Raw genomic sequence first — 25,411 nt, forward strand, 5'->3', positions numbered from 1 at the left:
CTGACCTCGCGCAGGCAGCTGTCGCCAGTGGAGGCTGTGCAACGCCAAACCCTTTGCTGGCCGCCCGTATTGCGTGGTGAAGTGACCCATGGGCTCCCGCACGAAGCGACGCGAATCGCGTAACAAGAGACATCGCCGTTCCGCGTCGGGGACGCCGGTGCTCGATCCGCACGCGCAGGTCATAGCGGATTCCTTGATCACCATGACCACACTCATGGCCTCCTTCACTGGCGACGACCCTGCGTCTGAGGCTGACGCGGCCTTCGCTGCGGCGATCGAGGAGTTCGTCGTGGAGGTGCCGCGGTTCGACGCGATCCGGCTTATAGAGGTGGCTCGTCAGCAATTCCTGCCGATGGCCCGCGAGGGCGAGCTACCTGTCACCGCGGAAGCGGGGGCGGTCTATGTCGAGCTGCTGACGCTGATTGCCCTGACCGCCCGGCAGGAGATAGGGACGGCGGCCGCGTCCGAAGCCGGGTTTCAGGAGATGAGCCACTTCGTCTCCAGCGCGAAGGAGGGACTGAGCAAGGTCCTCTACCTTGCGCAGTTGCGTTCATTCGCACGTGCTGACCCGACCGACAAGCTCGCCATGGTGTCCTTGTTCATTCGGGGCGCCGAAGTATGGATGCGCAATCCGTCATATCCGGAAATGGTAGAGGAAACCAATCTGGCGCTCCTTGACGGTGTTGAGAGCGTCCGCGCAGCCCTGCAGGCGCAACTGGGCTTCAACGCCACGGATGCAGTAGCCGTCCTCGACGCCTGCCACAACCTGCAGCAGGACAGTCTGAACGACCGCATCGAGGCGATGGGCAATGCGGTCTTGGACGCGATGGCGGCGGAGGAGGAAGGCCGGGCGGACAGACATCTGACGGAACAGGCCATGCTCAGCGTCACGTCGATGTTCGAGCCACCTGCCGAGCAGGCCACTGTCACGATCGACGACATCGTTGCGCATACGGGCCTGGCCGAAGAGTGTGTCCGGGCCGTTGTCGAGCGGTTCCGCCTGGACCTGGGGACGGACAGTCCGATGGATGTCGTCGAGGCGTTCACCAGCGGAAGGAACCCGCTGCGAACGCGGCCACTTATCGTGGGCGCAGACGGGCGTCTGATGCTGCCACACCCGGCGTTGAACGTGTTCGCTGTGCGGGAGAACCTCGAGGAACACCTGAAGAAGACGGCCCCGGTATGGAGCCAGTACGCCAAGCACCGCGGAGACCTTCTCGAATCCCGCACACACGCCGCGCTGGAGCGTGTCCTTCCCGGCGCCCGATTCCGGGACGGGTTGGAGTACTACCTGCCCGCGAGCGATGACGAAGCCGAGGCCGCCGACCCGTCGAAGTACACCAAGCGCGCCGAGGGCGACCACCTCATCGTCCTCGACGATGTCGCCATCATCGTGGAGGACAAGGCCGTCGCCTTGAGCGCGCTATCCCGCGGGGGCAAGACGGCACGGATCCGTACCGACCTGACCGGCATCATCACCAAAGCGGCCGAACAGGCCGGGCGCATGCGCGACGCCATCGAGCGGGACGGCGGCCTGCGCAGCAAAGACGAGGGATGGATCGACCTCAGCCATATCCGTGAGATCCACACCATCGCCGTCAGCCTCGATGACATATCGACGGTCCTGACTGCCACCGCCGAGTTGGTGCGGGCCGGCCTGCTGGCCGCGGACAACATTCCCTGGACGGTCTCCCTGCACGATCTTGAGCTGATCACCGAACTGGTGGCGCGTCCGGCCGAGTTCCTGCTGTACCTGCGTCGGCGCCGCAACCCCGAGGTCACGGTGATGTTCCATGCGCCCGACGAAATGGATCTGTTCCTCTACTTCTTCGAGGCAGGCCTGTGGGTAGAACCCGACCCGGTGCAGGTGCGTGCGGCGTTCCCCTTCCTGCCCGAGCCCGCCACAGCCGAACTGCGCCGCTACCGCACACGAAAGCCTGCGTTCCTGACCAGCCGAACCGATGCGCTGGACCAGTGGTTTCACACCCGAGGGCGCGACGGCGCGCATTCAGTACGGGCGCCCAAGCCGGCGATGGTGCCATCGCCGCTCGCGCCGCTGGTCGACGAGTTGCAGTCCCGCAATGTCACTGGATGGCTGAGCATCGGCGCCACGCTGCTGTCTGGGGCAACCGACGTGCAGCGCGAGTTCGCCCGCCACGGCGATGAACTCCTCGACAATCCGAGCCCCAAGGGCCGTAGCCTGACCGTGCCGCTCGCGGCCAGCGTCGACCCGGCAGAGGGCTGGCTGTTCGTGTGGGCCACCCGCCCGGCTGGAGCCGACCCCGACGAAACCGACAGGAGGCTCCGCGACTACCTCCGGGCCAAGAAGCACCAGCTCGGTCTGCCCAGAGGCGTCGTCTTCCTCTACGACCAACCGACCCGCAAGCTCCTCGACATTTGTTACGACGGGCACACCGGGCCACTTGATGCTGCGCTGACGGCCAGCTTGTCGTCCCTGCGGCCACCCTCAGAGCTTCACCGCTCGATCCATCCAAACGCCAAGCGGCCGCAGAGCGGCACGAGGAACGCAGCACGGCACAAGCGGAAGTGGTAGGGACGATCCTCGCCGGAAGCTCCTCCAACGGCACCAGCGCCGACGATCAGGCCGACGTCACATCTGGACGCACTACACGGAGCCGCACCCGTCGGTGAGCAGCCGGATCCGCGGGACAGGCTTGTGCGCCTTCCTGCGGCCTCGGCTTCGTCCCGGAGCGTCTGGACAGATCTCCGTCGCGGTATGCCGACAGCACCGGCCTACAAAGAACCCCGGCAGGAACAGCCACCCCCATGACAGCCAACCCGCCCCACCCCAGCCACTAAACGGCAGCCACTTGGTCACCTCATGACAGCAGACCAGCCCACGCCCACAGCGCATGACCAGGCAATCAACAACCGCACACGGCTGACGCACAAACGCTGCCACCAACACGCCCACTCACATCCACAAGCCCAGCAGGCGGCGCACCTCCGAGGTGACGGAGAAGCGGTCCCTGCTCTGGGCCCGCGCCCCAGGCTCCGCGGCCGCGGACTCGTCACGCTCGGCAGCGGCGCCACCGCCACACCGTGCGCTCCGTCACCTCCAACGACTCCGCCATCAGCCGTACATGACGGGTGGTCAATTTCTGTTCCTGCCGCAGGGCAAGCAGCCGGCGCACGGCAGGACCGCGCAGCGCCGACAGGGAGGAAGAAGGCAGGCCTCCCCGCACGTTGGGACCGTCCTCGTGCACGCCTGAGCGGGAAGCGCCCTCTCCCGGCCCGGAAGCGCCGGTCACAGCGGCCCCATGAGCCGTGCGCAGGCCCGTTCCAGCATCCGGCGGTCCACTACCGCACGGCGCTTGCCGTAGATCTCGGCGGTCAGGTGCGAGGTGAGCTTCGCCCAGGTCCGGAAATTGCCGTGGCCCACATGCTCGTCCACCCACACGACATCGTCCTCGGCCACCTCCTCCCACAGCGGGTGGAAGGCCGCCATCGCCGCTGCCACCTCGCCCGGGCGAAGACGAGGCACCAACTCCCAGGTCAGCACCCGAGAGGCCAGCGCGGGCACCCGGCGCAGTGCCCGTTCGCTGCCCGCCCCCGCCAGCACGAGTGCCGTGTCCGTGTCCGGGTGGTCCCACAGCCCGCGCAGAAACTCCAGCGCCGGTCCCGGAAGGCGCTGCGCCTCGTCCAGTACCAGCACGCGGGGCTGTCGCAACGCGTTCACCAGCATCAGGTCGGCCTCCCCCGCCCCGCGCGGCAGACGCCTGCCCAGCTCGAGGGCGTCCGCGAGTACCCGGCGCAGTTCGGGAACCGTCGGATGCACACCGACGTGGACCCGGCGGACCCTGGCCGGGTGCGGCAGCTGGGACAGGGCGTACTGCAACGCGACGGTCTTGCCGTGGCCGGCGTCGCCGTACAAACACACCACCGCCCCCACGGCGGCCGCGTGCGCGACCGTCCGCAGCACCGACCGCACGGCAGATGTGTGCACCACCTGGGCGCCCGGTACCAGGACCGGGACCTGCGCCAAGTGCTTCTGCTCCCGCAGAAACACCTGCCCACCCCCACCCTTCTCGGCCCCCACGTTCAGGCCCAGCTCGCTGAGGGGATCCGGCCGACGCGACCCGGCAACCTCAGGCTCCCGCCCGGTCAGCAAAGCCCGCCCCGCCCGACGGTCCCTGCGGATCACCCGGCACAACGTCGACATCGACGGAATGGGCACCTCACCGCCGGCAGCCACCAGCCGACGCCTCAGCTCCGAAACATTGCCCCCCGCCTCACCCAGCAGCTCCCACACCTCGTCCGACACCGCATACCCCTGCCGGACCGGCGCCTCCACACGCCCCGTCGACTTCGCCTGCTCCAGCCAGCGCCACACCGTACGCTCCGAACCACCCACCACCTCAGCGACCGCACGCACATGCCGCGTCGACAACTCCCCCGCCTGCTGCCGCTCCAGCAAACGACGCACCACCAACGCCCTCGGCAGCCCAGCCCCCCGGCCCGCTCCTACACCTGCAGGCCGCTGGACGGCGTCAAGGAGACGGCCGAGGCAATCAGGGAGGCGGACCCAGCCGCGCCCAGCGCGACCAGGCCGTCGCCCTCGCCCTCGAGGAACTCCGGCAGGCCGGCGGGCACCGGCGCGGCATCGCCGCACAGCTGGCACGCCAGCACGGCGGCAGCGACGGCAGCTGGCAGCGTGCCGTGACCGAGGCCCGCGCCCTCTACGAGCACGACACGCGCCAGAGGACCGGCGAGTCTGCCGCGCGCTGACCCCACGCCAGCCACACCTGCCCCACTCCCTTGCGGTGCGCCGGCCCGGTACCCAGCGCGGAGGCCCCGCCGACGCGCAACAGGACAGCAGACGCCCCGGTCCCCCGGCCGCACGCCCCTTCCGCCGCCCGTCCCTCCCCTTCCCTTCTTTCTGTTCTGGGGTGACGCGGGGGTGTGCAGAGGGGGATGTCGGGCTCCCGACCACAGCCTGAAAGGCATGGTGAGCTGCGGATACGTCGTCAGGCTTCCGATGGGTGCGGACAGTTGTCGGTGGGGTTGTCGGCGGTGACTGTGGCCGGGTTTTAGGCCTGGTTGGGGGCGGTGTTGTCGTTTCGTGACCGTGGTCGGGCTTCCACGGTCGGGATCTCGGTCGGGGCCGGCTGCTGCTGTGGCTGGGACGCGGGGCGCCGTGCAGGTCGGCGCCGCATGAACCAGAAGCGGCAGCGGGAGGCCGACGATGCTGAATGCGGATGCGGGTGGTGGGGACCGGCTGGCACTGGCGGTGCTGGCGCAGTACCGGATGGCGACCACTGAACAGATGCACCTGATAATCGCGCCGGGGGTGCGGATCGAACAGACGAGGCGGCGGCTGGCCAAACTGCGCGACGAGGGCCTGGTGGACCGCATCACCCTGCCGCAGGCCGGCCGGACGCGGGTGTGGTTTGCCACCCAGTACGGCGTCCAGGTCGCCTCGGAGTGGCCGGAGTTGCGGGACTGGCAGCCGTCGAAGCTGGTGGCTGACCGGACGGCCGCCCGGCTGCGGGTGGGGCACGCGCTGGTAGTGACCGAGACCGGGCTCGCCTTCCTGCAGGACGCCCGGCGCCGCGGGGATGTGTGCCGGCCGCTGGACTGGATCCCCGAGGTCTACCACCCCCTCGGCAGCGGCGAAGCTGTCATCCCCGACGCCCTCATGTACTACCGCAGCGGCTCTGCTGAAGCCGATAGCTGGTCGATGCTGCGGGCGTTTGTGGAGGTCGACCGGGCCACCATGGGCCCCGAGCGCCTGGCCGCGAAGATCCACGCTTATGCCCGCCTGCATGAGTACGTGCCCGTGTCCGTCGGGCGGCCCCGGCCGGCCTTCGGCCAGGAGCCGCCGCAGGAGGACTGGCGGCGGCGCTACCCGGTGTTCCCGCGGCTGCTGTTCGTCCTTGACGGCACCGGCCCGGACGGCATCGAGACGAGGATCCAGGCATTGCGCGCAACAACCCGGAATCTGGGCCTGGCCGGCTTCCTGCGGGAGGTTCCCGTCCTGGCGGCCCCGTTAGTCGACCTGCTCCGCAACGGGCCGTCAGCGCCCGTATGGCGACCCGTACAGGACCCCGACCAGAGAGTCGGCTGGATGGAGTCGCCGGTCCCCGTCGCGACTGCGCACCCGCCTGCGCAAAGCCCACGGCCACGTCCTGCGCGACCGCACTCCTGGGGCGACCACAGCAGGCCATGACTCTGCGCAAGCTGCAGTCATCCCATGCGCCACCACCCCTCACTGGCCATTGCGCAGCGGTGGCACGCAGGCGGCGCGCATCCCGACCAAGGGCCCGACCACGTCCCCCACCACCCCGACCACAAGCCCAACCATGCAGGTCACAGCGTTGCGCATCCGCTGCGCAGTGCCGCGCACCGGCTGCGCAGCCGGTGCGCGGGTTGGGGTGGACAGGGCGCCGTCACCGGTCCCGCGAAGGGTGTGCGCAATCGGATGGCCCAGGTTGCGCAACGCCGCTGTCCACCGCCCTGTTCTCTGCGTAATGCGGCAGGCAGCCCGATTGCGCACAACGACGGCGGAGCTGGCAGTCGGCGGGCCGCCTGTGGGGCTGCTGGAGGATGGTGGGGCGTTGCACCAGGCTTGAGCGCCCGTGCGCCCCCACCGGCGCCCTCCCTGGCCTCCGCGGAATCGGCGCACGGTCGAACGCATGGGGGATACCGGGGAGCTGGAGTGTTTGGGGCGCGGTGACGGCAATGCCTGCCCGGAGGGGGCTGTGCTGATCGGCGTGCAGGTTCCCGAGTACCGGTGCGACGAGTGCCGGCACTACTGGGAGCTGGACGAGACGGAGCCGGGCCGGCGCGTGAGGGAGGACGATGGGTTGACCCGGCCGATGGGGGACCCGGGCGAGGCCGGCCAGGGGCGGGGCACTGCGGCGTAGGCGCTGGGGGATGGCCGGGCGTCGGGGCCGGGCTGTCGTTGCAGAGCGTCGTACACACTCCACGAGCGGGCGGCCTTGATCGACAACGCGCGCGACGCTGGCGGTCCAGTAAGAACCGCGCAGGGAGTTCAGTTTGGCGTCGCCTCGGTTGACGCCCAGGGCTGAACTGGCCTTCTCCCCGCCCGGCGTGAACAGACACGGATCGCCACCGAGAGAGGGGCGCGATGGGGAGGCGAAACTGCGGAGGGAACCCGATCGGACCAGTATGCCGATACGCCCCGGTTTCGCCATCTCCTCCCCTTGGATTGGGGGGGCGCAAACGACCGATTACGCCTCCCCGGGATCATTGGAGCGGAGGAATCGAACCTGTCGCGCCGTTGAAGGTCACCTCGCTGCCGGAGAACGCCGCGCCACCGAAGGACACCCCTCCGCCGGAGAACGTTTCGCGCCGTCGAAGGACACCAAGCCGCCGGAGAACGCCGCGCCGTTGAAGTACACGGTGCCGCCGGAGAACGAAGCTGCGCCCGTTCGTTGAAGTCGATCGCAGCACCATGAGCAGCGAGCAGCTGGCCATGAAACTGATCGAGTACGCCCGCCTGTTCCAGTACGAGGCCCAGCCCGTCGGTCGGGGAGGCAGTCCGCCGCAGGTCCTGCCTGGCTGCGCTGGTATCCGGTCTTCCCCCGGGTGCTCTTCGTGCTCACCGCTGCGTCCCGGGCCAGGCTGGAGAAGCGGATGAACGATCTACAGGCGATGGCTGCCCAGCACCCGCTCGTAGCCGCCCTCGCCCGGGAGGTCCGGCTTGGAGCCGCCGTACTGGAAGACCTTGAGCAACACGGTCCCGCCTAGGCCGTATGGGTGCCACTGGCCGGCGGCGAACACCGCCCTTGGACCGACCTGTAACCCGCGCCAAGTAATGTGGCGGCGATCACTGCTAAACCGCAGGAATTGGCGCGTGGCCCGTGGGTATCCCGGAACCCAGTCGGGTCCACGGTGCAAGCCGACGGCATCAACAACTCGGACAAGTGCGTACACGCCTCGCCGCCAACAGAGGTCAGTACCCCGCTGCTGAGCCAACGATCTGAAGAACGGGCCCCGGCTCCGATCGTTCTCATTACTTTCGGTTCAACTCAAGGGCAGTTCGGCCAGCATCACGGCGTACACCGGGGAGTCCGGGAAGGGCTGCCGCTGTCCGACCTTTCGGAAGCCCCAGGACGTATATAGGGCTTGTACACGCGGATGCTCGGTGTCGACAAGGAGCACTACCAAGTCCTCGTCCCGCTCGTCCAGCAAGGCCCTGGTGACTGCCTCGGCAGCCCCAGCCTTCCGGTACTTCGTGCGAACGGCCAGCTCGGAGTAGGAGAAAGTCCGGCTCTTTTCCGGTGCCGGGCCGAGGTGCTCGCGTCACCACTCCCGCATGGGAGTGGCTGGGGCGCCGTAGGCGAAGCCCAGCACCTCGTCGCAGTCGTAGGCGATCACGCAGTCGAAGTCCGGGTTGCCGCCCCAGTGATCGACGAACCAGGGGAAGCGCTGGTTGAACTCGTCGTCCATAGCGTCCGCGTAGGCATCGGCGTGCACGTCGATCAGCGTCTGGCGGATCTTCGGGAGGTCAGCGTGCGTGAAGCGGCGGACGACCAGATCTGCGGCACTCACGAGCGGCGCCATTCGGATCGGTAGCGGTCTACCCACTCTTGTGCGGCCCTGGCGTCCAGCGCAAAGGTGATCAAGTCCCGGTAGTAGTCGCCAAGGAGAAGGCGTGTCCGGCCAGGGATCGGATGTCCCTCCATCAGGACGAACACCGTCGATGCCGTGGCGCATGCCTGGTCGATAGGCCGCTGATGGAGCTGGGCCAGAGCAAGGCGTGCCGTGGCCAGAGCGCGGTTGCGACGGAACTGCTGAGGGATGCTGGCCAAAGCCCGGTGAGAGGCGGCCTCCTCCCACGCTGAGTCCCCAATACGGTCCCGGACAATCGCGGTCATGGCGGTGCTACCCAGCTCAGCCGGGGCTCGACGAATTCCGGAACGTACGGTCGCTCACCGCTGCGCTGTGCCCGAGAGAGTGCAGGAGGCCATGGATGGCCTCGGCCAACTCCGCCTTAACTCCACCGGACGTAGCGTAGGAAGTCGGTCCAGGCCGCTGGTGCAACGCAGAGGACACCGTGCTCGCGATGCTTGGTGTCCCGCACCATGACCGCGTCCGGGCGGTTGTCGGCGACCTCGACGCAGGAGTCTTGCGTGGTGTACGAGCTGGTGCGCCAGTTCGGTTCTATGGGCACGGCGCGTCCTCCTAGTCGGTCGGTATCCGGTCGAAGTGCTGGATTGCGGTGAGGATGATTTCCCGGACGGTGTTGCCGTAGACCGCTGACTGCTGCAGCAAGGCGAACGCCTTGGCGTAGAGGTCGATCTCCCGTGGTTGGGAGACGGACAGTTCGGCGGAGTAGGTCTCGACGAGGACAAGTTTGTCGTCGAACATCGAAAACGAGTTGCCCGGCCAGATCGCGGCGGGCGCCGAGCGAGGGACGATGCCGAGGCTGAGTCTGGGCAGTCGCATCACCGCCAGGAGGCGATCGAGCTGTCCCTTCATCACGTCGGGCCCGCCGAAGTTGGTGTAGAGCGCCTGTTCGCCAAGCAGCACGTTGAAGATCCGTTCGCCCTGATAGAGGTATTGCTGGCGCTGGAGGCGCTTGGCGACGGCCGCTTCAGTGTCATCGGGGATCTCGTAGTAATTGACGACCTGTTCAAAAACTCTGGCGGCGTACTCGCTGGTCTGAAGGGTTCCCCAGATGACGGTGGGGTGCCAAATGCGGAACACCTTGGTCTTGGCGTAGACGGGGATGGCTTTGTGCTGCCGACTCTCGGCACCGGCCTGGAGTTGACGGCGCCACTCGAGCCACAGTTCGTCGACGTGGCGGACGATCGCAATCAGGTCGCCTAGTTGATCATGCTGGCCGGTGATTTCGCACCAGAGGCGGATGTCGTCCTCGCTGGGACGCTGTTTGCCATGCTCGATGCGTGAGACTTTCGACTCGTGCCAGGTGGTGGCATGGGCGAAGGCCCGGCCGCTGGTGAATCCAGCATCCTTGCGGAAGCCGCGCAGCCGGGCACCGAGCGCTAGCAGCGCCTCATCTACCTGTGTAGTCATGGATGTTTCAGGGCTTGTACTCGGTGTGAGGGATGGCGGTTGCCCACAGGAGGTCCCGCACGCGTAGGCACTGGGCAACGGCGCCCGGATCCTCGATGATCTCCGATCCGAGGACACGGCCGTCCGGATCGAAGTGGCCCACAGCCAGGAGGCGGTCGTCGTACAACCACCAGTCCCGGCCGTCGAAGGGAAAGGTGGCGCCTGCTGGCAGGAGGTGTCGGGGCAGCCATCGGATGGCCTCGCCAGCTTGCTCGTTCAGGATGGTGGTGGCGTGCTCCCACTGAATGTAGGGGCTCAGGGGTTCTGTCACGACCCGGACCCGGCGCACTGTCATGCCGCGGCGGGCGGCCTGCTCAACGAGGCGGGCCCAGGGAGTGAGGTAGGCGTAGTCGACGTTCTCGCCCTTCAGCCAGCTCTCAAACGGTCCGCGCTCACCGGGCACGGAGTAATCGTCTCGCAGCTCCAGGTGAAAGGCATCGTGCTTGAAGCGGTCGAAGAGCCGGTTGCGCTCAGCGCTGGAGATCAGCTCCACGCGTTTCCTCCAGTAGGGCGATGATCGCCGGCTTCGGTATCTCGACACAGGTCTCGTAGTCGGGGATCGACATCTGGGACAGGGCGTCCGGGTCGGCCACCGCCTTGCCCTGAACGACGCACGTGCCCTGCGGGGTGACGATCATGACCGGGACCGCGGCGTGCTTGATGTCGCCAGGCCTCAGGCCGTCGTTGCTCAGGTGCTCGAACAACTCGGTTGGCACCTCCACCGCACTCTCGCCCTCGGGTATATCAAGCTGCATCAGCAGCTCGTTCGCGAACAGTTGCCAGCCTTGGACGATGTAGCTGTCCCGGTCGGTGGCATATAGCGTCGGGCAGTCGCCACCGGTGGAATTGCTGCCGAGAAATCGTAACTTCACGCCCTGTCTCCCGTCCTCGTCCTTGCTCAGGTTTGCGCGACATCTCGATGGTCGACGAGCCGTTCCAGCCCGTCAATCAGCATGCTGCAAACTCGCGCAAGGCGCTTGGGAGTTGCATAGCTCGGGTTCTACGGTCTCACCAGTCGCCGCTCGTCACCGCAGATCCCGCGTCCTGACTTCCCGGCGACACGGAAAGCCCGGCCTTGCCTCCCCCGTCAGGCCGGGCGCCCCCGCTGGAAGGGCCAATGACCATGACCAACGCACCGCTCAACGGCACTGGGCATGCCAGGCACCGCCTGCGTCCCCCGGAGCCACTCATTCCGAGGGGCTCCGACCGGGACGCGGTCTGCACACGCCATCCCACTGTTCTCGCCTTACAGCAAGACAAATTTGCGCAACCCCTCATGCCCTATCTCCTAGCCTGCGACGGCGGTACTGCACACACCACGGCAGGAGCTGCGCAATGAACCAGACGGTGACGGCCGGGACAGTCGCACCACCGGTGAACATCGACACGATGCGCCATACCATCAGCCAACTGATGGACTCCCATGTGCAGTTGCCCGGAGGCGAGGCGCTGGACCTTGTGCAGCAGGCGCTGCGTGGGCATATACAGCTGATCATTCCCGAGGTCGAACAGGCTGCCTGGCAGCGGGACAAGGAGGATGTGTCCCGCTACTGCGCACTGGCCTGCGTCGGCGAAGCCCGCGGAAAGCTCCGCGCCGCGAACAGACCTGGTGAGCACGGCGCTCTCGCCTATGCGCGCCGACTCGCCCGCACCCTGGCCGCCTTGTGCGACCACCACGAAGCTCTGGCCGGGGCGGTGATGTGCCTGGCCTGCGACCAGCCGCTCCGCGACGGCGAGGACACGTTGGCCTACGACCACGTCAGCCCCAGCGGCTCCGCCCTCCGCGCAGGCCGCATCTACACCCGCTGCGCCCACATGATCCGCCGACACTGATCCCTCGGCCCGACACCCGAACCACACCACCCCAGCGGTGGACGCCCTGACCTGGTCGAGGGTCCTCAAAGTCCGCCCGCTCTTTCCGACCCACGCTTGGAAGACGTGATGACGACAACCGCAAGGACGCCTCGCCTGGTGCGCCGTGAGGAAGACGTAATGAACGAGCGTTTCCAGGTCGCCGCCCGCCGCAGGGGTGCGCCGCCCCGTCGTGAGGATGCGTGCCGGGTGGGCGCGCTGCGGCGGATCGCGGCCGCGCGGCTTGGCCGGTACGGGCTGGCGGTGATGGTGGATGACGTGATGCTCGTGGTCTCCGAGCTCGTGACGAATGCGGTGCTGCACAGCGGAAGCCAGGAGATCGTTGTGAGGATCGGGGTCGGGGACGGTTTCCTGCACATCGTGGTCGCCGACGGGATGCCGGGCGCCGCCACCCGCGGGCAGAGCGGCAGCGACAGCGAGTCGGGGCGTGGCCTGGCCTTGGTCGAGGCGGTGGCGCACAGCCATGGCGGGGGATGGGGCAGCGCCGATGACGGCCGGGCGACCTGGTGCACGCTGGCCCTCCCTGCCGGGGTACAGCCGTGACGGCGCCCGCCGCCATCTCGCACAGTCACCATCCGGCAGGGATGTGGACGTTGCTGGACGCGCCCGCGCTGGAGGCGGTGCTGGCCCGGTTGCGGCAGTGGACGCCCTTCGACGGCGACGCACTCCTCGAGGACATCGGTGACGTCCTGGACGACGTAACGCCACCCGAGGAAGACCTCCCAGCGCTCGCCGGGCGGCTGGACGGTGACCTCACCCGGCTCGCCGCCATCGCCGCTGCCTGCCAGGCCGGTCACAGTGACGAGCCCGTCGGCCGGCTGCTTGGTCAGGCCCGGGCTCTGGTTGGGCAGGGGCTGCCGGCCGGCTACCGGCAGGCGCTTGGGCACCTGCGCCGGATGGCCTTTACCGCCCACGAACTGAGTGAACGCCTTGACGCCCTGAAGTGTCTGAAGGAGGCGGCGTGATCTGCCCCCCCGCCCCTCGATCCCCCGACAGTCCGCCAGTTGAGAGAGACGATGCGATCCGTGCGCAGCACCAGCGAGCGGGGCTTGATCCCCTTCATCACCCAGCGGGAGGGTGAGGAGGCAGCGCCGGACAACCTCGTCATCCTCCAGCACGCGCCCGGTCGCCACCGGCTCCATTACGGGGACGAGGACCCACGAGACCGGGATGTGCGCGGTGTGCTGTGGGCGCGCTGCGCGTTCAATTCCGTCGATGAGCGCGGCATGCCGACGGGCAGCCCGTTGTGGAAGCTGATGCATCCCTACCGGCAGATGATGTGCATGCAGACACTGCGCTGCCAGGTGTGCACGCAGCCCGCACGCACCCGGGCCGGGCTGATCTTCCTCGCCGGCCCCCACGACCACGACCCCACGCAGCCGGTCATTCTCACCAACCAGCCGCCCGTGTGCGCGAAGCACGCCCGCGCTGCCGCCGCGCTGTGTCCGCACCTGGAGAGGCAGCCGGTGGTCTACCTCGCCGCGAGCGCACCGCTGTGCGGCGTGACCGGCACTCTCTACGGTCTGAGCGGCCAAGGTGTACACGTGATCGCGCAGCCCGACCACCCACTGCCTTACGGACATCCCAACCTGGCGACGTTCCTCGCCTCACAGATGATTCGCCGCCTGAGCAGCTTCCGCGTCGTCGACCTCGACGAGCTCCAGCGCGAACTGGTGCTGGCATAGCCCCTGTCCGGGGGCCCCGATGACGCCCGGCGGGGCCTTCGGGCAGCTCCACCGTCCGGCGCGGGGAGGCCATCCCGCCCTGACCGCTCCCCCACGGTCAGCCCGCTTCCCCGCGTCGGACCGTAGTAGGCCCCAGCACGCCGCCTGCCGGCGAGGCGGCGTTTATGCAGGTCACGAGACAGGCCCGGCTGCCCGCCACCGCGTGAGCGGGGGTGTTTGTTCACTTCCACACGAGCGTCAGTTGCGGGTGCGGGGTTGAGGCCGGGCAGTGCTTGCCGCTCAGCTTCGGGGACGTCCCATGACAATGGTGGCCGTGCTGAGCGCTGCGGAGCCGATCACGGCCAAGACGATGCGCAGGGTGAGGGAAGAGTTGGAGCCGAGGATGGCGGGTGTGGCGACGAGGAAGGCTCCCAGCGCGCTGATGGTGACTCGGGAGACCAATCGCATCCTGGAGTGTTTGATGATGACCGGGAAGCGTGCGGCTGCGACGGGCGTGGTGCCGGCATCCTCGGGGCCGAGGCGGATGGTGACGTGGGTGAGCGCATCGAAGGATGCGGCGTCGGGCTGGAGCCAGAATTCGGTGGAGTCGTAGCGCAGTGCCACGTCGTGGGAGGCGTCTGAGGAGACGCGTAGGAAGCGGCCGTCAGTGTCGCAGGTCAGGGTGATTTTTGGTGTTTCGGTGTAGCGCTGGGCATAGAAGCTGACGGGCAGCCGTGCGGGTTGTAAGTCACCGAGGCTCAGGCGGCCTTCTGGTTCGAAGGTGAAGGCGGCTGCGCTGGCGAGGTGGACCGGTTCGTCGATCCGCATGAAGTAGGCGTTTTCGAAGGTGGGGTGGAGTGCCAGGCGTCGCGCGACGCTGATCCACAGTTGTGCTTGGTCTCCGTTGGTACGGATGGGGAATGTGGGGAACTTGAGGACGGCCGGATAGTAAGCCCCGTTCGCTTCGATGATCTTGTCGATGGCTTTGCGGCTGTCGGTGGCGATGTCTGTGCGGGAGAGTGAGTAGTCGTCGAGGTCGACGTGGTCGGTGACGCGTAGCTTGAACAGGAAGACTTCTGCTACACAGTCCGCGGCAACGATCTCGGCGACTCTGACGGGGAGCAGGTAGGCGTCGGTGGGTGAGTTCGCGTCGGCAACGAAGCCGATCAGGGCGCGTTGTTGGATGATGCTGCCGTTGGCGACCTTCTGCTGGAGCGAAGGGGCTACGTACTGGGCCTCATAGCGGAACTGGATGGTGGCGCCCCGAGGCAGCGCCAGAGCAGTCAGGATGTCCTCGGCGTATCGGCGCCGCAGGTTCGATGACAGCAACAGAACCTGCGGACGCTCTTCGTTGCCGCTCACGTCCCCCCTGGAGTCTGTCGCGGTAGCCCTCAGACTGAGTCGTACAGCGTCTGCATGCCCCGTGTGAGGCGCATGGACTCCTCCAATTGTGTGTAGCGGGGCCAGACGCGGTCGCTGGGGAGATCATCGACGGCCAGGCGGGTCACGGGCTCGTAGCGGATGCCGGCCGAGGCGAGTTCGTCGTACCGGCGGTAGATCACTTTCTCTTGGAAGCCGTCGGCTTGATCACAGGTCAGGTCGATGACGTGGCGCGCGGCGTCGTGGGCTGGGCCGATCTCGATCCAGCAGTGGTGGTCGACGGACGAGATCGCGGGATCCTTGAAGGTCAGCCGGCCGTAGCAGTAGGTGGCTTCGATCTCGCGCTGTCGTAGACGGCGTGCCAGCCAGACGGAACTGACACCGCATTGCCCCTTCGACGACAAGGGCTCGCGGGCGTAGTTGGGATGCGCGGTCTTCCGCGACCATGCGGCTTCCAGCCAGCTGCGGTAGTCGCGCAGTTCGTCGAGGTCGAGCTCGGCGGGTTCGCCGGCATGCGCATTGTGGGGTGGCTCTGCCACTTGCTGCAGGGTTGTCACTTTTCGGATTTCTTTTCTCGATGTGCTGTCCGTGCCGAGCACTACCAACAGGTTGCGGTAGTTTCCCGCCCGGCGGTCCGTGCATGTGTCCGACATTGATTGTCGACGGGTCATATAGCTGCCGAATTTGTCGTAGCAGTATGCTACGGGTGCGGTGGCGAACGGGGTGAAGTTCGCGGCATGCAGTGCCGAGCCGGTGAACCCGAGCAATGGATTGAATGCCGTCACCATGAAGGTGCACCCCATGGTTCTGAGATACCGCACGGCCTGACCAATGGTGAAGCTCATGAGGTTGTGTGCCGCGCCCGATAATCCTAGAGCACGCGTGAGGATGAGCACGTTGCCCCGCTCCGCGGGAAGGTTCTGCCGTTGCAGTGCCTGGATGATTCCCGGCCTGTCACACATGGAGAACGCCAGGTACGTGACGGGGTGCGTGGCACCCTGGAGGTAGCATCCGACTTCTATGAGGGTGTCCGCCCGGGGGCTCAGCAGGTAATGCAGTCTCGACTGGTAGAGATAGCCGGCACTGGGCGGAACCACGGAAAATTTCACTCCGACGGAGGAACCGTCGCTGCGCTGAATGGTGAACCCTCGCCGCGCCTGGCCGCCGCCTAGCAGCAGAGAACTGTTGGCGAGGTAATCAGCGTCCTTGATGTAGCTGGATATTCTGCTGCAGCGAGCGATCAGCTGCGGCCGTAACTCGCCATAAAGGACAGGAGATGGCCGCCGTAGTGTCGCCCGGTCCAGTACAGACGGTGCGTGCAGCCGCAGGTGAATGTCAAAGTCCCGCGCACTTATTCCGCATAACGCCGCATCAGCCGCAACGAAATCTTGGCAGGCTGTGGAGAAATCATCGATCAGGGGGTCTCTCAGCTGGCGGACCAGTGCAGACCATGTGGTGGAAGGCAGGGGTGCACGTGGCGCCTGAGCTTTCTGTGGCATTGACGGCACGTACGGCAAAACGCCAGGGTCAGCCTGTAAGACGTGCCCGGATTCGGCAGAGCCGAGGGCGGTATGGGACATCAGTCATCTCCGCTATCGGTCGCCGGCAGGACTGAACATGGTAGGGCGCCTGCCCGCAGGCTGTCAGCTCATCAAGGTCAACAGCGTTGCAAGGCAAGGGATTTGAGATCCATTCAGCGCCACTCTGTCCCGCGCCCTCACGGCTGGCTCATGTCCCACCCCGAGCAGGGGCCCTTCCCCGCAGATTCCTCGCCGTCACCAGCAGATTACGGCCTGCTCACGCATCGGATCGCCCTGCGGGGCATGCCCGCCCCACAGAGGCGTCCCCCAGCGACACCTGCGCGAGGCGGGATCCGAGTGCGCCCAGAGCCAGCGGTGGCCCGCTGGAGTGACCAAGCCTGCTCTGGCAACAATTGCCTTGCCCTTGCCGGTAACGGCCCCAAGGAGCACGGCCGAGACGTCCGGTTCGTGCCGCCGCCGCCCGCCCGCCTCCTGCCCGGTCACACCGGCAGACCGGGCCGGGGCTGGCGTGCGGGCCCGGCCCGGCCCGGCTGAACCCACACATGCCCTTGCCGTATCTGCACCCCGTTTCAGTCACCGGCCAGCAGCCGTGCAACGACGCCGGCGGATGCCTTCAGCGCGGGGCCCAGCGGTGCTTCGGTGAGTGCGGTGCGCAGTTGCTCGTGCAGTCGGGCGGAGATCTGGCCGGTGCGGGTGATCTCGTCTTCGGCGTCGGCGAGCACCGTCTGCAGCAGTTGTGTCTGCGCGGCAGGTCTCAACAGCGTCAGGTGGGTGCGCAGTTCGCTCACCGCGCTCAGGGCGGCCTCGGCTGCTTCATCCCACCCTGCGTGGGGGCGCCAGCGGCTGCTCGCTGCCGGGGCAGCATGGGCGTGGTCACCGACCGCCAGACGCAGTGTGGGCGCCGTGTCGTGGTCGGGCTCGTGTGGAGGATTGAGCGGCTTCAGTGTGAGATCGCGATTCCATGCGATGAACCGGGGCCTGGCGCCGGGCGGATGGTTTCGGCCGGTGGGCTGGTCCTTGGGCTCTGGTGGTCCGGTGCGGTCCGTACCGGCCATCCACTGGCATAGTGTGCGCTTGCGTTGCTGAAGGCTGCCGGGATCGATGTCGATCACGCATTCGGCACCCTGGAGCAGGTGGGCGATCGTCTCGTCGTCTGTGCGGTCGTCCTCAGCATCGGTCACGACTGCTCCTCCCTTCGTGGCCTGGCAGGCTCGATGATCTGTGGTGGGCGGCTTACCGCGTGCCGCAGCGCTGCGCGGGCGAGGGCAACGTGTTTACGCACGCCCGATGGCTCGATCCCCAGTAGTTGGCTGATCTGCGTGGTGGAGCACTGCTCAACGAAGTACAGGAGGGCGATTTGTCGGCGTCGCTCGGGAAAGTGGCGGATCACTGTCCAGCAGCGTTCGAGGTCGTCCCGGGCCACGACGACGTCGGCGGGATCCGGCGGCGGGCAGGCCAAGTCGCGGGCCAGTTCGGCGCCCAGCCGGTTTAGCGTCTGTGATCTGCGAATGTCGTCGATCCACAGATTGCGGCACACCCGGCGCAGCCATGCCCGGTGTCTGCCGGCCTCTACTTTCCTCGGTGTGGTGAATGAACTCGCGGCCGTGAGGGACTCCCACTGCAGGGCCACCGCCATGAATACCCGCTGTACCAGGTCCTCCGCGGCCGGCTGCGCGCCTGCGGTCAGGACCATGGCGTAGCGCAGCAAAGGCACTGCTTCGCAGTCCCACAACTGGGATACCTCATGCGCTGTCTGCTCGGAGATCCGTCGACCCGTCATGGTGGCCCCCTTCCCTGGCCGCTGCCCCCAGGCGGACCTCCATCGCCGGTCCGCCCATCCCCCGCTGTTGCACCACCACCGTTCCAGGGGGCGCATGAGACACCAGCGCCACCAGCGTGGCACGGCGGCCCTGTTCAGCAAGCCACGCGCACCCACTCGCCACAGCTACGACCACGCATACACCGGCCCAGACAGGCCACGAGGCCGCCGACCACAGCCCCCACACCAAGCCCCCTACACCAATCGTCATGCCCTTCAATCGAACGAGAGCCTTCAAACGCTGCCACCCCAGCCCGGAATCCTCCACGCCACTCCACCCTGCACCCGAGTCCGGCCTCCCGCGTTCCGAGAACCACCACACCCGGTCGTGGCAGGGCAGCAGACGGGCAAAAGCCGGCGCTCAACGGGTCTGGGCCGGGCCACTTCTGCAGAAAGGGAGCAGCCGACACGGCTGCACAGGTGGCGTGAGGCGCCCTTTCCCAGGCCGCTATCTCGTGTCACTCTGCGATCACGGGCAGCGACGGGGGGTAGACGGGATGATTCGCTACGTGGCGGCGTTACCGGCCAAGCGCGGGGATGTGCGCGGCTTTGAGGATGTGGCAGCCGATGTCGGCTCCCAGATGGCAGCGCTGTGGACGGTGCCGGTGCTGCGCACCCCCACCGCTGCACAGCCATCGATGCGTGAGCGCATCAAGCACCTCACCCAGGCGGCCAACCGGCTACGTGTCGTGGGTAGTTCGCGCCGCTGCTGGATCGACACTCAGCACGTGGAAGACGACCCCGAGATGGTGGGCGACGCATTGTGGGGCGCCTTTGGGCTGTTCACCACCGCCGCACCCATCACCAGCCCGTGGCGCGCGCCACGTCAGCAGGCCCTGGCCGATGAGCTCGCCCAGTCCACCGGCAATGGGCTGGGACTGCGCATCGAGCTGGCGCACACGCCCACGGGGGTGGCCGTCGAGCAGGTGGAGCAGCTGCTGGCCCGGCTGAAAACCGCGCCGGAAGAAACGGACCTGCTGCTCGATGCGGGAGCGCTGGAGCCTGAGCAGGCCATGCAGTGGGCGGTGCAAGCGGTATCACTGCTGGGTGCGTTACGTCCGTGGCGCACGCTGGTGCTGCTGTCGGGTGCCTTTCCCGCCTCGCTGCAGCAACTGGAGCGCGACCTTCTCAACCCGCTCCCCCGCCGCGAGCTGACGCTGTGGCAGAAGGTGGGCGAACGCTCCCGTATGGGTGAGCGGCTGGTGTTTGGGGACTACTCGGTCGTGCATCCGGGCAAGCCCTCACAGCGCACGACGGGACCGGTGACGATCCTGGGCCGGGTGCTGTATTCGACGGCCGAGGACTACCTGGTCATCAAGGGGCGGAACATGGCCGTGTACGGGACCGCGCAGATGGCGGCTTTGGTCTCCCGTCTCACCAGCGATCCCCACTTTCGCGGGCACGGCTTTAGCGAAGGCGAGCGGTATCTCGCCGACTGCGCGGCCGGACAGGAGGCTGCTGGTCCGCCCGAGCGGTTCATCCGGGCCGGCCACACCCAGCACCTCACCCAAACCCTGCGGCAGCTGGGCTAGTGCTGTGACCGCATAGGTTCGCCGGGTCGGCGGTCGTGGCGGTTGCATGTGCGGTGACATCCGATCCGACCGCTGGAGGCGCGGTGGCCGAGCCCGTCCGTGTGCGCAGACTGACCGACCACGAGGGGCAGAAGCTGCAGCAGATCGTGCGCCGGGGCAGCACGAGTTCGGTGCGCTACCGGCGGGCGATGATGCTGCTGGCCTCCGCTGGAGGAAAACGGGTGCCGGTGATCGCACAGCTGGTGCAGGCCGACGAGGACACCGTCCGGGATGTGATCCACGCGTTCAACGAGAAGGGCCTGGCCTGCCTGGACCCTCGGTGGGCGGGAGGCCGTCCCCGCCAACTCAAGTCTGACGAAGAGGACTTCGTCGTCCAGACGGCCACCACCCGCCCGGTCAAGCTAGGCCAGCCTTTTACTCGCTGGTCACTGCGCAAGCTCGTCGCCTACCTGCGCAAAGTCCACGGCCGGGTGATTCGCATCGGCCGTGAGGCGTTACGGTGCCTGCTCGCCCGCCGCGGCGTCACCTTCCAGCGCACCAAGACCTGGAAGGAGTCCCCGGACCCCGAACGGGAGACGAAGCTGGACCGTATCGAGCACGTCCTGGACCGCTTCCCGGACCGGGTATTCGCCTTCGATGAGTTCGGCCCACTCGGGATCCGGCCCATCGGCGGCAGCTGCTGGGCCGAACAGACCCGGCCCGACCGGCTGCCGGCCACCTACCATCGCACCCACGGCGTCCGGTACTTCCATGGCTGCTACTCGGTGGGCGACGACCGTCTGTGGGGCGTGAACCGCCGCAAGAAGGGTGCCGGGAACACGCTGGCCGCGCTGAAATCGATCCGCGCCGCCCGGCCCGACGGCGCACCGATCTACGTGATCCTGGACAACCTGTCCGCCCACAAGGGCGCCGACATCCGCCGCTGGGCAAAGAAGCACAAGGTCGAGCTGTGCTTCACCCCGACCTACGCCTCCTGGGCGAACCCGATCGAGGCGCACTTCGGACCACTGCGGCAGTTCACCATCGCCAACTCCCACCACCCCAACCACACCGCCCAGACCAGGGCCCTGCACTCCTACCTCCGCTGGCGCAACGCCAATGCCCGCCACTGCGACGTCCTGGCCGCCGAACGCAAGGAACGCGCCCGCATCCGCAGCGAGAAAGGCACCCGATGGGGCGGACGCCCCCTCACAACCGCAGCCTGATCCAACCCGGCGAACCTACGCGGTCACAGCATTAGATCGCTGCCGTTGCGGCTCCGTAGGGCGACACGGCCGTCGGCCCACCGGCCGGCCAGGGCGCGGTAACCGTCCCACTTCTGTTATGCGCTGTTGAGCTGTCCGCGGGATATCGTCCGGCGCCATGTCGATCACTGGATGGCGGGTGAAGTGCACCCGCCATCCAGTGATCGACATGGCGGGCGCACTTCACTCGCCGAGCTGATGTGGCCGCGGGATGCGTGTGCCCGAGGGGCAGCCGTTCCTGATCAGGCCGGTCGGCATGTACGACGTCGAGTCGAACCGGTACTTCTCGGTGTGGCCGGCGTCGTCGCCGTGGAACACACAGGCCTCGCACCCCGGGATCTGCCTTCAGCGGGGCGGGGCGGACGTTCCCCGGACGACAAGACGGGGGGTGATGACTTGTTCCCCGGCGGGGATCTCCGCGCCCTCCAGGCGTGCGACGGCCCGGCCGACGGCGAGCCCGGCGAGGCGTGCGATGTCCTGTCCGACGGTGGTGAGGTCGATGTGGGCCAGTCGGGCCAGATGGCTGTCGTCGAACCCGACGACGGAGATGTCGCCGGGGACCGCGACGCCGGAGCGGAGGAAGAGGTCGAGTACGCCGGTCGCGCAGCGGTCGTTGAAGGCCAGTACGGCGGTGGGGCGCGGGCGGGTGGCCGACAGGGTTCGGGCGGCCTCGGCGCCTTCCTCCTCAGTGAGACCGCCGGGGAGAATGCGGATGTGTTCGCCCAGGCCGTGGCGGTTCATGGCGGTGCGGTAGCCGCGGCGCCGGTCGGCTGCGCCCGGTGCCCGGCCGCCGTCGATGTGGGCGATGTCGCGGTGGCCCAGAGCGACGAGGTGGGCCACCGCCTGGCCGGCTCCCTCGTCGTCGGCGGTCCGTACGACCTCCAGGCCCGGGACGGACGGCCGCAGCCGGCGGGCCACGGAGACGACCGGCAGTTGCCCGGCGAGTTCCGCCAGCCGCGCGGCGGGGGCCTGCGGGCCGAGCAGGATCAGCGCCTCGCAGCGGTCGTCGAGCAGCGTCTCGACGGCGCGCTGCTCGCCGCGCCCGGCGGCCACGGCACTCAGCGCGATCTGGTACCCGGCCGGTTCGGCCGCCGCGTAGATGCCCTCCACCAGGTCGGAGTGGAAAGGATGCTGGAGGCCGAACTGCACCCCGAGCAGATGGGAGCGGTGGCTGCGGAGCAGCCGGGCCCGGGCGTCGGGTCGGTAACCGATCTCCCGCGCGGCCTGAAGGACGCGCTCGCGCGTGGCCTCGCCGGCCCCCTTCGCGCCGCGCATCACGATGGAGACCAGCGCCGTGGACACCCCTGCCCGTGACGCCACGTCGGCGAGCGTCGGTCGCTTTCCGTTGGGGACCGCTGGGGTCGCCGGCAACCTGTCCTCCCTGGTCGGAGTCGTCTCCTACGGAGTCGACTATAGAACGTTCTAGCTTTCACGGGCCACCGGAGCCTTGACAGGGGAGGGCGACAGCTGGCGTACTGCTGCTCCACGGAGTTCTAGAACGTTCTAGTGCCTTGAACGTTCTAGTCCGAAGTCGCGGAGAGAGGTACGTGGCGATGTACACACTGGCGGCCTGCGCCGAGATGGTCTTCCTGGATCTGCCGATCGACGAGCGGGCACGGCGCATCCATGACGCCGGTTTCCAGGTCGAGATCTGGGACTGGACCCGGCACGACCTTGCCGCTCTGGCCCGGACCCCGGCCGACTTCTCCTCCATGACCGGCTACATCCGCGGCAGTCTGACCGACGAGGAGGGCGCGGCCGAACTCCTGAGCACCGCCGAGGAGTCGCTCAAGGCGGCCGAGCAACTGGGCTGCCCTCGCCTGAACCTGCACGGCACCGGACTGGACGGCCAGGGCCTGCCGGTGGTGCCGGTGACCGGTGAGGTCACCGGAGAGATGTGGATCGCCGCCCACCGCACGCTCACCCGCCTCGCCGAGCTGGGCGAGAGCGCCGGGGTCGTCTTCACCCTGGAGAACCTCAACACCGCCGTCGACCACCCCGGGGTGCCGTTCGCGACGGCCGCCGACACCCTGGCCCTGGTCGCGGCCGTGGACCGGCCCGGGCTGCGGATGAATCTGGACCTCTACCACGCCCAGATCGGCGAGGGGAATCTGATCGAGCTGGTCCGCAGGGCCCATGCCCTGGGCCTGATCGGCGAGATCCAGGTGGCCGACGTCCCCGGCCGCCGCGAACCAGGAACCGGGGAGATCAACTACCCAGCCGTCGCCCGCGCCCTGGCGGGCCTCGGCTACGAGGGCACGGTCGCGATGGAGGCGTGGGCCTCCAGCGACAGCGAGCTCGCTCTGGAGCGCTTCCGCTCCGCCTTCACCGTCTGACTGTCTCCACAGCCTGTACCTACCCTGACGACGACGTACGGAGCACCCGCATGACCACCCAGCAGCCTCTCGCCGTCGGCCTCCTCGGCGCCGGACGGATGGGTTCGTTCCACGCCGAGACCCTCGCCCACCGCCTCCCGGGCGTCCGGCTCGTCGCCATCGCCGACCCCACCCCGGGCGCCGCGCGGAGCCTGGGCGACCGGCTCGGCTGCGCCACCGCCTACACGGACATCGGTGAACTGCTCGCCGACCCGCACATCGACGCGGTGGTGATCGCCACCCCGGCCCGTACCCACGCCGACCTGGTCGAGGCGGCCGCCAAGGCGGGCAAGGCGGTCTACTGCGAGAAGCCGATGGCGGTCACCCTCGCCGAGGCCGACCGCGCCATCGCGGCCGCCGCGGATGCGGGCGTGCCCCTCCAGGTGGGCTTCAACCGCCGCTACGACGCGGGCTTCAGGGCCGCCCACGAGAAGATCGCCGCCGGCGCCATCGGCACACCGCAGCTGTTGCGCTCGCTCACCCGCGACCCCGCTCTGGCCGACCCGGCCCGCATACCGCCGTGGACGATCTTCCTGGAGACCCTCATCCATGACTTCGACGTCCTGCGCCACCTCAATCCCGGTGCCGAACCCGTCGAGGTCTTCGCCCTGGCGGACGCCCTGATCCGCCCCGACTTCAAGGACCGCGGCCTGCTCGACACCGCCGTCGTCACCGTCCGCTTCGACAACGGCGCCCTCGCCACCGCCGAGGCCAGCTTCCAGGCCGTCTACGGCTACGACGTACGCGCCGAGGTCCTCGGCTCGGCCGGGATGCTCACCATGGGCGACGTCCGCCGCACCCACCTGACCGCATACGGCCCGGACGGCGTCGCCGCCGAGTGCGTCACCTACGACCAGCACCTCTTCCACGACGCCTATGTGGCCGAACTCGCCGACTTCACCGACAGCGTCCGCACCGAGCGCACCCCCTCCGCCACCGGCGAGGACGCACGCGCTGCCCTGGCCATCGCCCTCGCCGCCATCCAGTCCGTCACCACCGGCGGTCCCGTCCGCGTCGACAAGCTCCAAGACCTGTGAAGCACGGGTCTTCGGCCGCAGCGCGGACCCCGGCGCCGCGTGACAAGTACGGGGTGACGGCCAGGTCAGTCCAACATGCGACACCCCCGCTGCTCGAGTGCGGCGGGGGTGTCGGTGACTACGTAGCTCGCCGTCCAGCGCGGTCGCGTCCGGCAGCTGCACGGCCCCGGCCACGACCTCTGGAAACGACGGCCTCATCTCGGTGCCGTGCCTGGAGCGCAGCACCACCTGGCCCGCGTCGAGGGAGATGAGAGCCCGAAATCCGTCCCACTTGGGTTATGCGCTGTTGAGCTGTCCACGGACTATCGTCCAGCGTCATGTCGATCACCGGTTGGCGAGCACGGGAGTTCAGCTCCCTGTTCGCCGATCTCGGTGAGGGGTTGGATGATCTGGGGTGCCCGAGGGGCAGCCGTTCCTGATCAGTCCGGCGGGCGTGTACGACGTGGCGCTGAACCGGTATTTCTCGGTGTGGCTGGTGTCTTCGCCGTGGAACACCCAGGCCGTCCATGCCCGGGACCTGCGCACGTACTTCGACTTCCTGTGGTTCGCGCGAGGCAGGCGGGACTGGCGTGATGCGCCCATGGACGACCGGCGGGCGGCGTTCGAGTGGTGGGGCGGTCACCTACGACTGCCATGTCTGCCGGCAGCCCTACGAGCGCCCCGACCTGGCCGCCTGCGCCACGCACGACGCGGTAGGACGGCATCATCGCGTCGAAGGCGCCCTTGAACTGCTGAATCGACCCACAAAGCCCTGACCGCACCACACGGGCCTCGACGTGTTCACGCCCGCCGCCATGCTGAGGAACATCACGGCGGACACGATGTGTGCCAGCGTCGCGGCGTCGCCCTCTGCGACCCGCTCGTCTCGGCGCAGCACGGCGG

The 25,411-nt window shown here is 68.0% G+C and carries 23 protein-coding genes and 3 pseudogenes; 12 read left to right on the forward strand and 14 right to left on the reverse strand.

Annotated elements, in window-relative coordinates; translation table 11 throughout:
• Window positions 1-202: 202 nt before the first annotated feature.
• Complete coding sequence (locus tag ACFWWR_RS41080) at window positions 203-2,554, forward strand: preprotein translocase subunit SecA (RefSeq protein WP_384309067.1); 2,352 nt, start codon at window positions 203-205, stop codon at window positions 2,552-2,554.
• Window positions 2,555-3,268: 714 nt separating this feature from the next.
• On the opposite strand, the gene ACFWWR_RS41085 is transcribed toward ACFWWR_RS41080, so the two are convergent.
• Window positions 3,269-4,447 carry an AAA family ATPase gene (locus ACFWWR_RS41085; protein ID WP_384309070.1) on the reverse strand — a complete coding sequence of 393 codons (1,179 nt, stop codon included), beginning with the start codon at window positions 4,445-4,447 and terminating at the stop codon, window positions 3,269-3,271.
• 38 nt (window positions 4,448-4,485) lie between these two features.
• Window positions 4,486-4,755 (reverse strand): hypothetical protein, encoded by a 270-nt coding sequence (locus ACFWWR_RS41090; RefSeq protein WP_384309073.1) that lies wholly within the window; start codon window positions 4,753-4,755, stop codon window positions 4,486-4,488.
• 451 nt (window positions 4,756-5,206) lie between these two features.
• Between ACFWWR_RS41090 and ACFWWR_RS41095 the strand changes: the two genes are divergently transcribed.
• The 3 genes and pseudogenes from ACFWWR_RS41095 to ACFWWR_RS41105 form a co-directional block, all read left to right on the forward strand.
• Window positions 5,207-6,190 carry a replication-relaxation family protein gene (locus ACFWWR_RS41095; RefSeq protein ID WP_384309075.1) on the forward strand — a complete coding sequence of 328 codons (984 nt, stop codon included), beginning with the start codon at window positions 5,207-5,209 and terminating at the stop codon, window positions 6,188-6,190.
• A 466-nt stretch (window positions 6,191-6,656) separates the two neighbouring features.
• Window positions 6,657-6,887, forward strand: coding sequence for a hypothetical protein (locus tag ACFWWR_RS41100; RefSeq protein ID WP_384309077.1), 231 nt, complete (start codon window positions 6,657-6,659; stop codon window positions 6,885-6,887).
• Between the two features lie 506 nt (window positions 6,888-7,393).
• Window positions 7,394-7,734 (forward strand): annotated as a pseudogene (locus tag ACFWWR_RS41105) (hypothetical protein); the annotation flags it as partial.
• Window positions 7,735-8,010: 276 nt separating this feature from the next.
• On the opposite strand, the pseudogene ACFWWR_RS41110 reads toward ACFWWR_RS41105, so the two are convergent.
• The 6 genes and pseudogenes from ACFWWR_RS41110 to ACFWWR_RS41135 all read right to left on the reverse strand — a co-directional run bounded on the left by ACFWWR_RS41110 (window position 8,011) and on the right by ACFWWR_RS41135 (window position 10,937).
• Window positions 8,011-8,550, reverse strand: a pseudogene (locus ACFWWR_RS41110) (GNAT family N-acetyltransferase).
• Window positions 8,535-8,888 (reverse strand): annotated as a pseudogene (locus ACFWWR_RS41115) (XRE family transcriptional regulator); the annotation flags it as partial. The pseudogenes ACFWWR_RS41115 and ACFWWR_RS41110, both read right to left, overlap by 16 nt.
• 92 nt (window positions 8,889-8,980) lie before the next feature.
• Complete coding sequence (locus tag ACFWWR_RS41120) at window positions 8,981-9,160, reverse strand: DUF397 domain-containing protein (protein WP_384309080.1); 180 nt, start codon at window positions 9,158-9,160, stop codon at window positions 8,981-8,983.
• Between the two features lie 11 nt (window positions 9,161-9,171).
• Entirely contained in the window at window positions 9,172-10,026 is an 855-nt protein-coding gene (locus ACFWWR_RS41125; protein WP_384309082.1) for a helix-turn-helix domain-containing protein, read from the reverse strand.
• Between the two features lie 7 nt (window positions 10,027-10,033).
• Window positions 10,034-10,558, reverse strand: a complete 525-nt coding sequence (locus ACFWWR_RS41130; protein WP_384309085.1) for a DUF6879 family protein — start codon at window positions 10,556-10,558, stop codon at window positions 10,034-10,036.
• Entirely contained in the window at window positions 10,536-10,937 is a 402-nt protein-coding gene (locus ACFWWR_RS41135) for a hypothetical protein (protein ID WP_384309088.1), read from the reverse strand. The genes ACFWWR_RS41130 and ACFWWR_RS41135 overlap by 23 nt, the downstream gene beginning before the upstream one ends.
• A 463-nt stretch (window positions 10,938-11,400) precedes the next feature.
• On the opposite strand from ACFWWR_RS41135, the gene ACFWWR_RS41140 reads away from it, so the two are divergent.
• The 4 genes from ACFWWR_RS41140 to ACFWWR_RS41155 all read left to right on the forward strand — a co-directional run bounded on the left by ACFWWR_RS41140 (window position 11,401) and on the right by ACFWWR_RS41155 (window position 13,622).
• Window positions 11,401-11,898: a DUF6415 family natural product biosynthesis protein gene (locus tag ACFWWR_RS41140; RefSeq protein ID WP_384309091.1), complete on the forward strand. Its 498-nt coding sequence runs from the start codon at window positions 11,401-11,403 to the stop codon at window positions 11,896-11,898.
• Between the two features lie 159 nt (window positions 11,899-12,057).
• A complete protein-coding gene (locus tag ACFWWR_RS41145) occupies window positions 12,058-12,480 on the forward strand; it encodes an ATP-binding protein (RefSeq protein WP_384309093.1) in 423 nt (140 codons plus the stop codon).
• The gene (locus ACFWWR_RS41150; protein ID WP_384309096.1) at window positions 12,477-12,902 is read left to right on the forward strand and encodes a DUF6415 family natural product biosynthesis protein; all 426 of its coding nucleotides are present in this window, start codon (window positions 12,477-12,479) and stop codon (window positions 12,900-12,902) included. Before ACFWWR_RS41145 ends, ACFWWR_RS41150 begins: the two co-directional genes overlap by 4 nt.
• Window positions 12,903-12,953: 51 nt before the next feature.
• Window positions 12,954-13,622 carry a hypothetical protein gene (locus ACFWWR_RS41155; protein WP_384309117.1) on the forward strand — a complete coding sequence of 223 codons (669 nt, stop codon included), beginning with the start codon at window positions 12,954-12,956 and terminating at the stop codon, window positions 13,620-13,622.
• Between the two features lie 279 nt (window positions 13,623-13,901).
• On the opposite strand, the gene ACFWWR_RS41160 is transcribed toward ACFWWR_RS41155, so the two are convergent.
• The 4 genes from ACFWWR_RS41160 to ACFWWR_RS41175 form a co-directional block, all read right to left on the reverse strand.
• On the reverse strand, window positions 13,902-14,963 hold the full coding sequence (locus tag ACFWWR_RS41160) for a hypothetical protein (protein ID WP_384309099.1): 1,062 nt from the start codon (window positions 14,961-14,963) through the stop codon (window positions 13,902-13,904).
• Window positions 14,964-14,992: 29 nt separating this feature from the next.
• Window positions 14,993-16,561, reverse strand: a complete 1,569-nt coding sequence (locus ACFWWR_RS41165; RefSeq protein WP_384309101.1) for a hypothetical protein — start codon at window positions 16,559-16,561, stop codon at window positions 14,993-14,995.
• Between the two features lie 530 nt (window positions 16,562-17,091).
• Window positions 17,092-17,703: a hypothetical protein gene (locus tag ACFWWR_RS41170; RefSeq protein WP_384309103.1), complete on the reverse strand. Its 612-nt coding sequence runs from the start codon at window positions 17,701-17,703 to the stop codon at window positions 17,092-17,094.
• Entirely contained in the window at window positions 17,700-18,302 is a 603-nt protein-coding gene (locus ACFWWR_RS41175; RefSeq protein WP_384309106.1) for an RNA polymerase sigma factor, read from the reverse strand. Before ACFWWR_RS41175 ends, ACFWWR_RS41170 begins: the two co-directional genes overlap by 4 nt.
• Before the next feature lie 536 nt (window positions 18,303-18,838).
• On the opposite strand from ACFWWR_RS41175, the gene ACFWWR_RS41180 reads away from it, so the two are divergent.
• Window positions 18,839-19,873 (forward strand): hypothetical protein, encoded by a 1,035-nt coding sequence (locus ACFWWR_RS41180; protein WP_384309108.1) that lies wholly within the window; start codon window positions 18,839-18,841, stop codon window positions 19,871-19,873.
• Between the two features lie 83 nt (window positions 19,874-19,956).
• Window positions 19,957-21,078 (forward strand): IS630 family transposase, encoded by a 1,122-nt coding sequence (locus ACFWWR_RS41185; RefSeq protein WP_384309110.1) that lies wholly within the window; start codon window positions 19,957-19,959, stop codon window positions 21,076-21,078.
• 222 nt (window positions 21,079-21,300) lie between these two features.
• Here the strand turns inward: ACFWWR_RS41185 and ACFWWR_RS41190 are convergent, their stop codons facing one another.
• Both ACFWWR_RS41190 and ACFWWR_RS41195 read right to left on the reverse strand, forming a co-directional pair.
• Window positions 21,301-21,435 (reverse strand): hypothetical protein, encoded by a 135-nt coding sequence (locus ACFWWR_RS41190; protein WP_371657361.1) that lies wholly within the window; start codon window positions 21,433-21,435, stop codon window positions 21,301-21,303.
• A gap of 27 nt (window positions 21,436-21,462) precedes the next feature.
• A complete protein-coding gene (locus ACFWWR_RS41195) occupies window positions 21,463-22,488 on the reverse strand; it encodes a LacI family DNA-binding transcriptional regulator (RefSeq protein ID WP_384309112.1) in 1,026 nt (341 codons plus the stop codon).
• 182 nt (window positions 22,489-22,670) lie between these two features.
• On the opposite strand from ACFWWR_RS41195, the gene ACFWWR_RS41200 reads away from it, so the two are divergent.
• Together ACFWWR_RS41200 and ACFWWR_RS41205 are read left to right on the forward strand one after the other, a co-directional pair.
• Window positions 22,671-23,453, forward strand: coding sequence for a TIM barrel protein (locus ACFWWR_RS41200; protein ID WP_031143643.1), 783 nt, complete (start codon window positions 22,671-22,673; stop codon window positions 23,451-23,453).
• A gap of 50 nt (window positions 23,454-23,503) precedes the next feature.
• Window positions 23,504-24,529, forward strand: a complete 1,026-nt coding sequence (locus ACFWWR_RS41205) for a Gfo/Idh/MocA family oxidoreductase (RefSeq protein WP_384309115.1) — start codon at window positions 23,504-23,506, stop codon at window positions 24,527-24,529.
• Window positions 24,530-25,411 lie beyond the last annotated feature (882 nt).

It is taken from the genome of Streptomyces sp. NPDC058678 (assembly GCF_042714835.1).
GTDB lineage: Bacteria > Actinomycetota > Actinomycetes > Streptomycetales > Streptomycetaceae > Streptomyces.

Bases quoted from the DNA above. Each gene is read 5' to 3' on its own strand.
- ACFWWR_RS41155 (WP_384309117.1), top strand. From the start codon at position 12,954: ATGCGATCCGTGCGCAGCACCAGCGAGCGGGGCTTGATCCCCTTCATC.
- ACFWWR_RS41140 (WP_384309091.1), top strand. From the start codon at position 11,401: ATGAACCAGACGGTGACGGCCGGGACAGTCGCACCACCGGTGAACATC.
- ACFWWR_RS41145 (WP_384309093.1), top strand. From the start codon at position 12,058: ATGAACGAGCGTTTCCAGGTCGCCGCCCGCCGCAGGGGTGCGCCGCCC.
- ACFWWR_RS41165 (WP_384309101.1), bottom strand. From the start codon at position 16,561: ATGTCCCATACCGCCCTCGGCTCTGCCGAATCCGGGCACGTCTTACAG.
- ACFWWR_RS41175 (WP_384309106.1), bottom strand. From the start codon at position 18,302: ATGACGGGTCGACGGATCTCCGAGCAGACAGCGCATGAGGTATCCCAG.
- ACFWWR_RS41125 (WP_384309082.1), bottom strand. From the start codon at position 10,026: ATGACTACACAGGTAGATGAGGCGCTGCTAGCGCTCGGTGCCCGGCTG.
- ACFWWR_RS41200 (WP_031143643.1), top strand. From the start codon at position 22,671: ATGTACACACTGGCGGCCTGCGCCGAGATGGTCTTCCTGGATCTGCCG.
- ACFWWR_RS41100 (WP_384309077.1), top strand. From the start codon at position 6,657: ATGGGGGATACCGGGGAGCTGGAGTGTTTGGGGCGCGGTGACGGCAAT.
- ACFWWR_RS41205 (WP_384309115.1), top strand. From the start codon at position 23,504: ATGACCACCCAGCAGCCTCTCGCCGTCGGCCTCCTCGGCGCCGGACGG.
- ACFWWR_RS41180 (WP_384309108.1), top strand. From the start codon at position 18,839: ATGATTCGCTACGTGGCGGCGTTACCGGCCAAGCGCGGGGATGTGCGC.
- ACFWWR_RS41080 (WP_384309067.1), top strand. From the start codon at position 203: ATGACCACACTCATGGCCTCCTTCACTGGCGACGACCCTGCGTCTGAG.
- ACFWWR_RS41095 (WP_384309075.1), top strand. From the start codon at position 5,207: ATGCTGAATGCGGATGCGGGTGGTGGGGACCGGCTGGCACTGGCGGTG.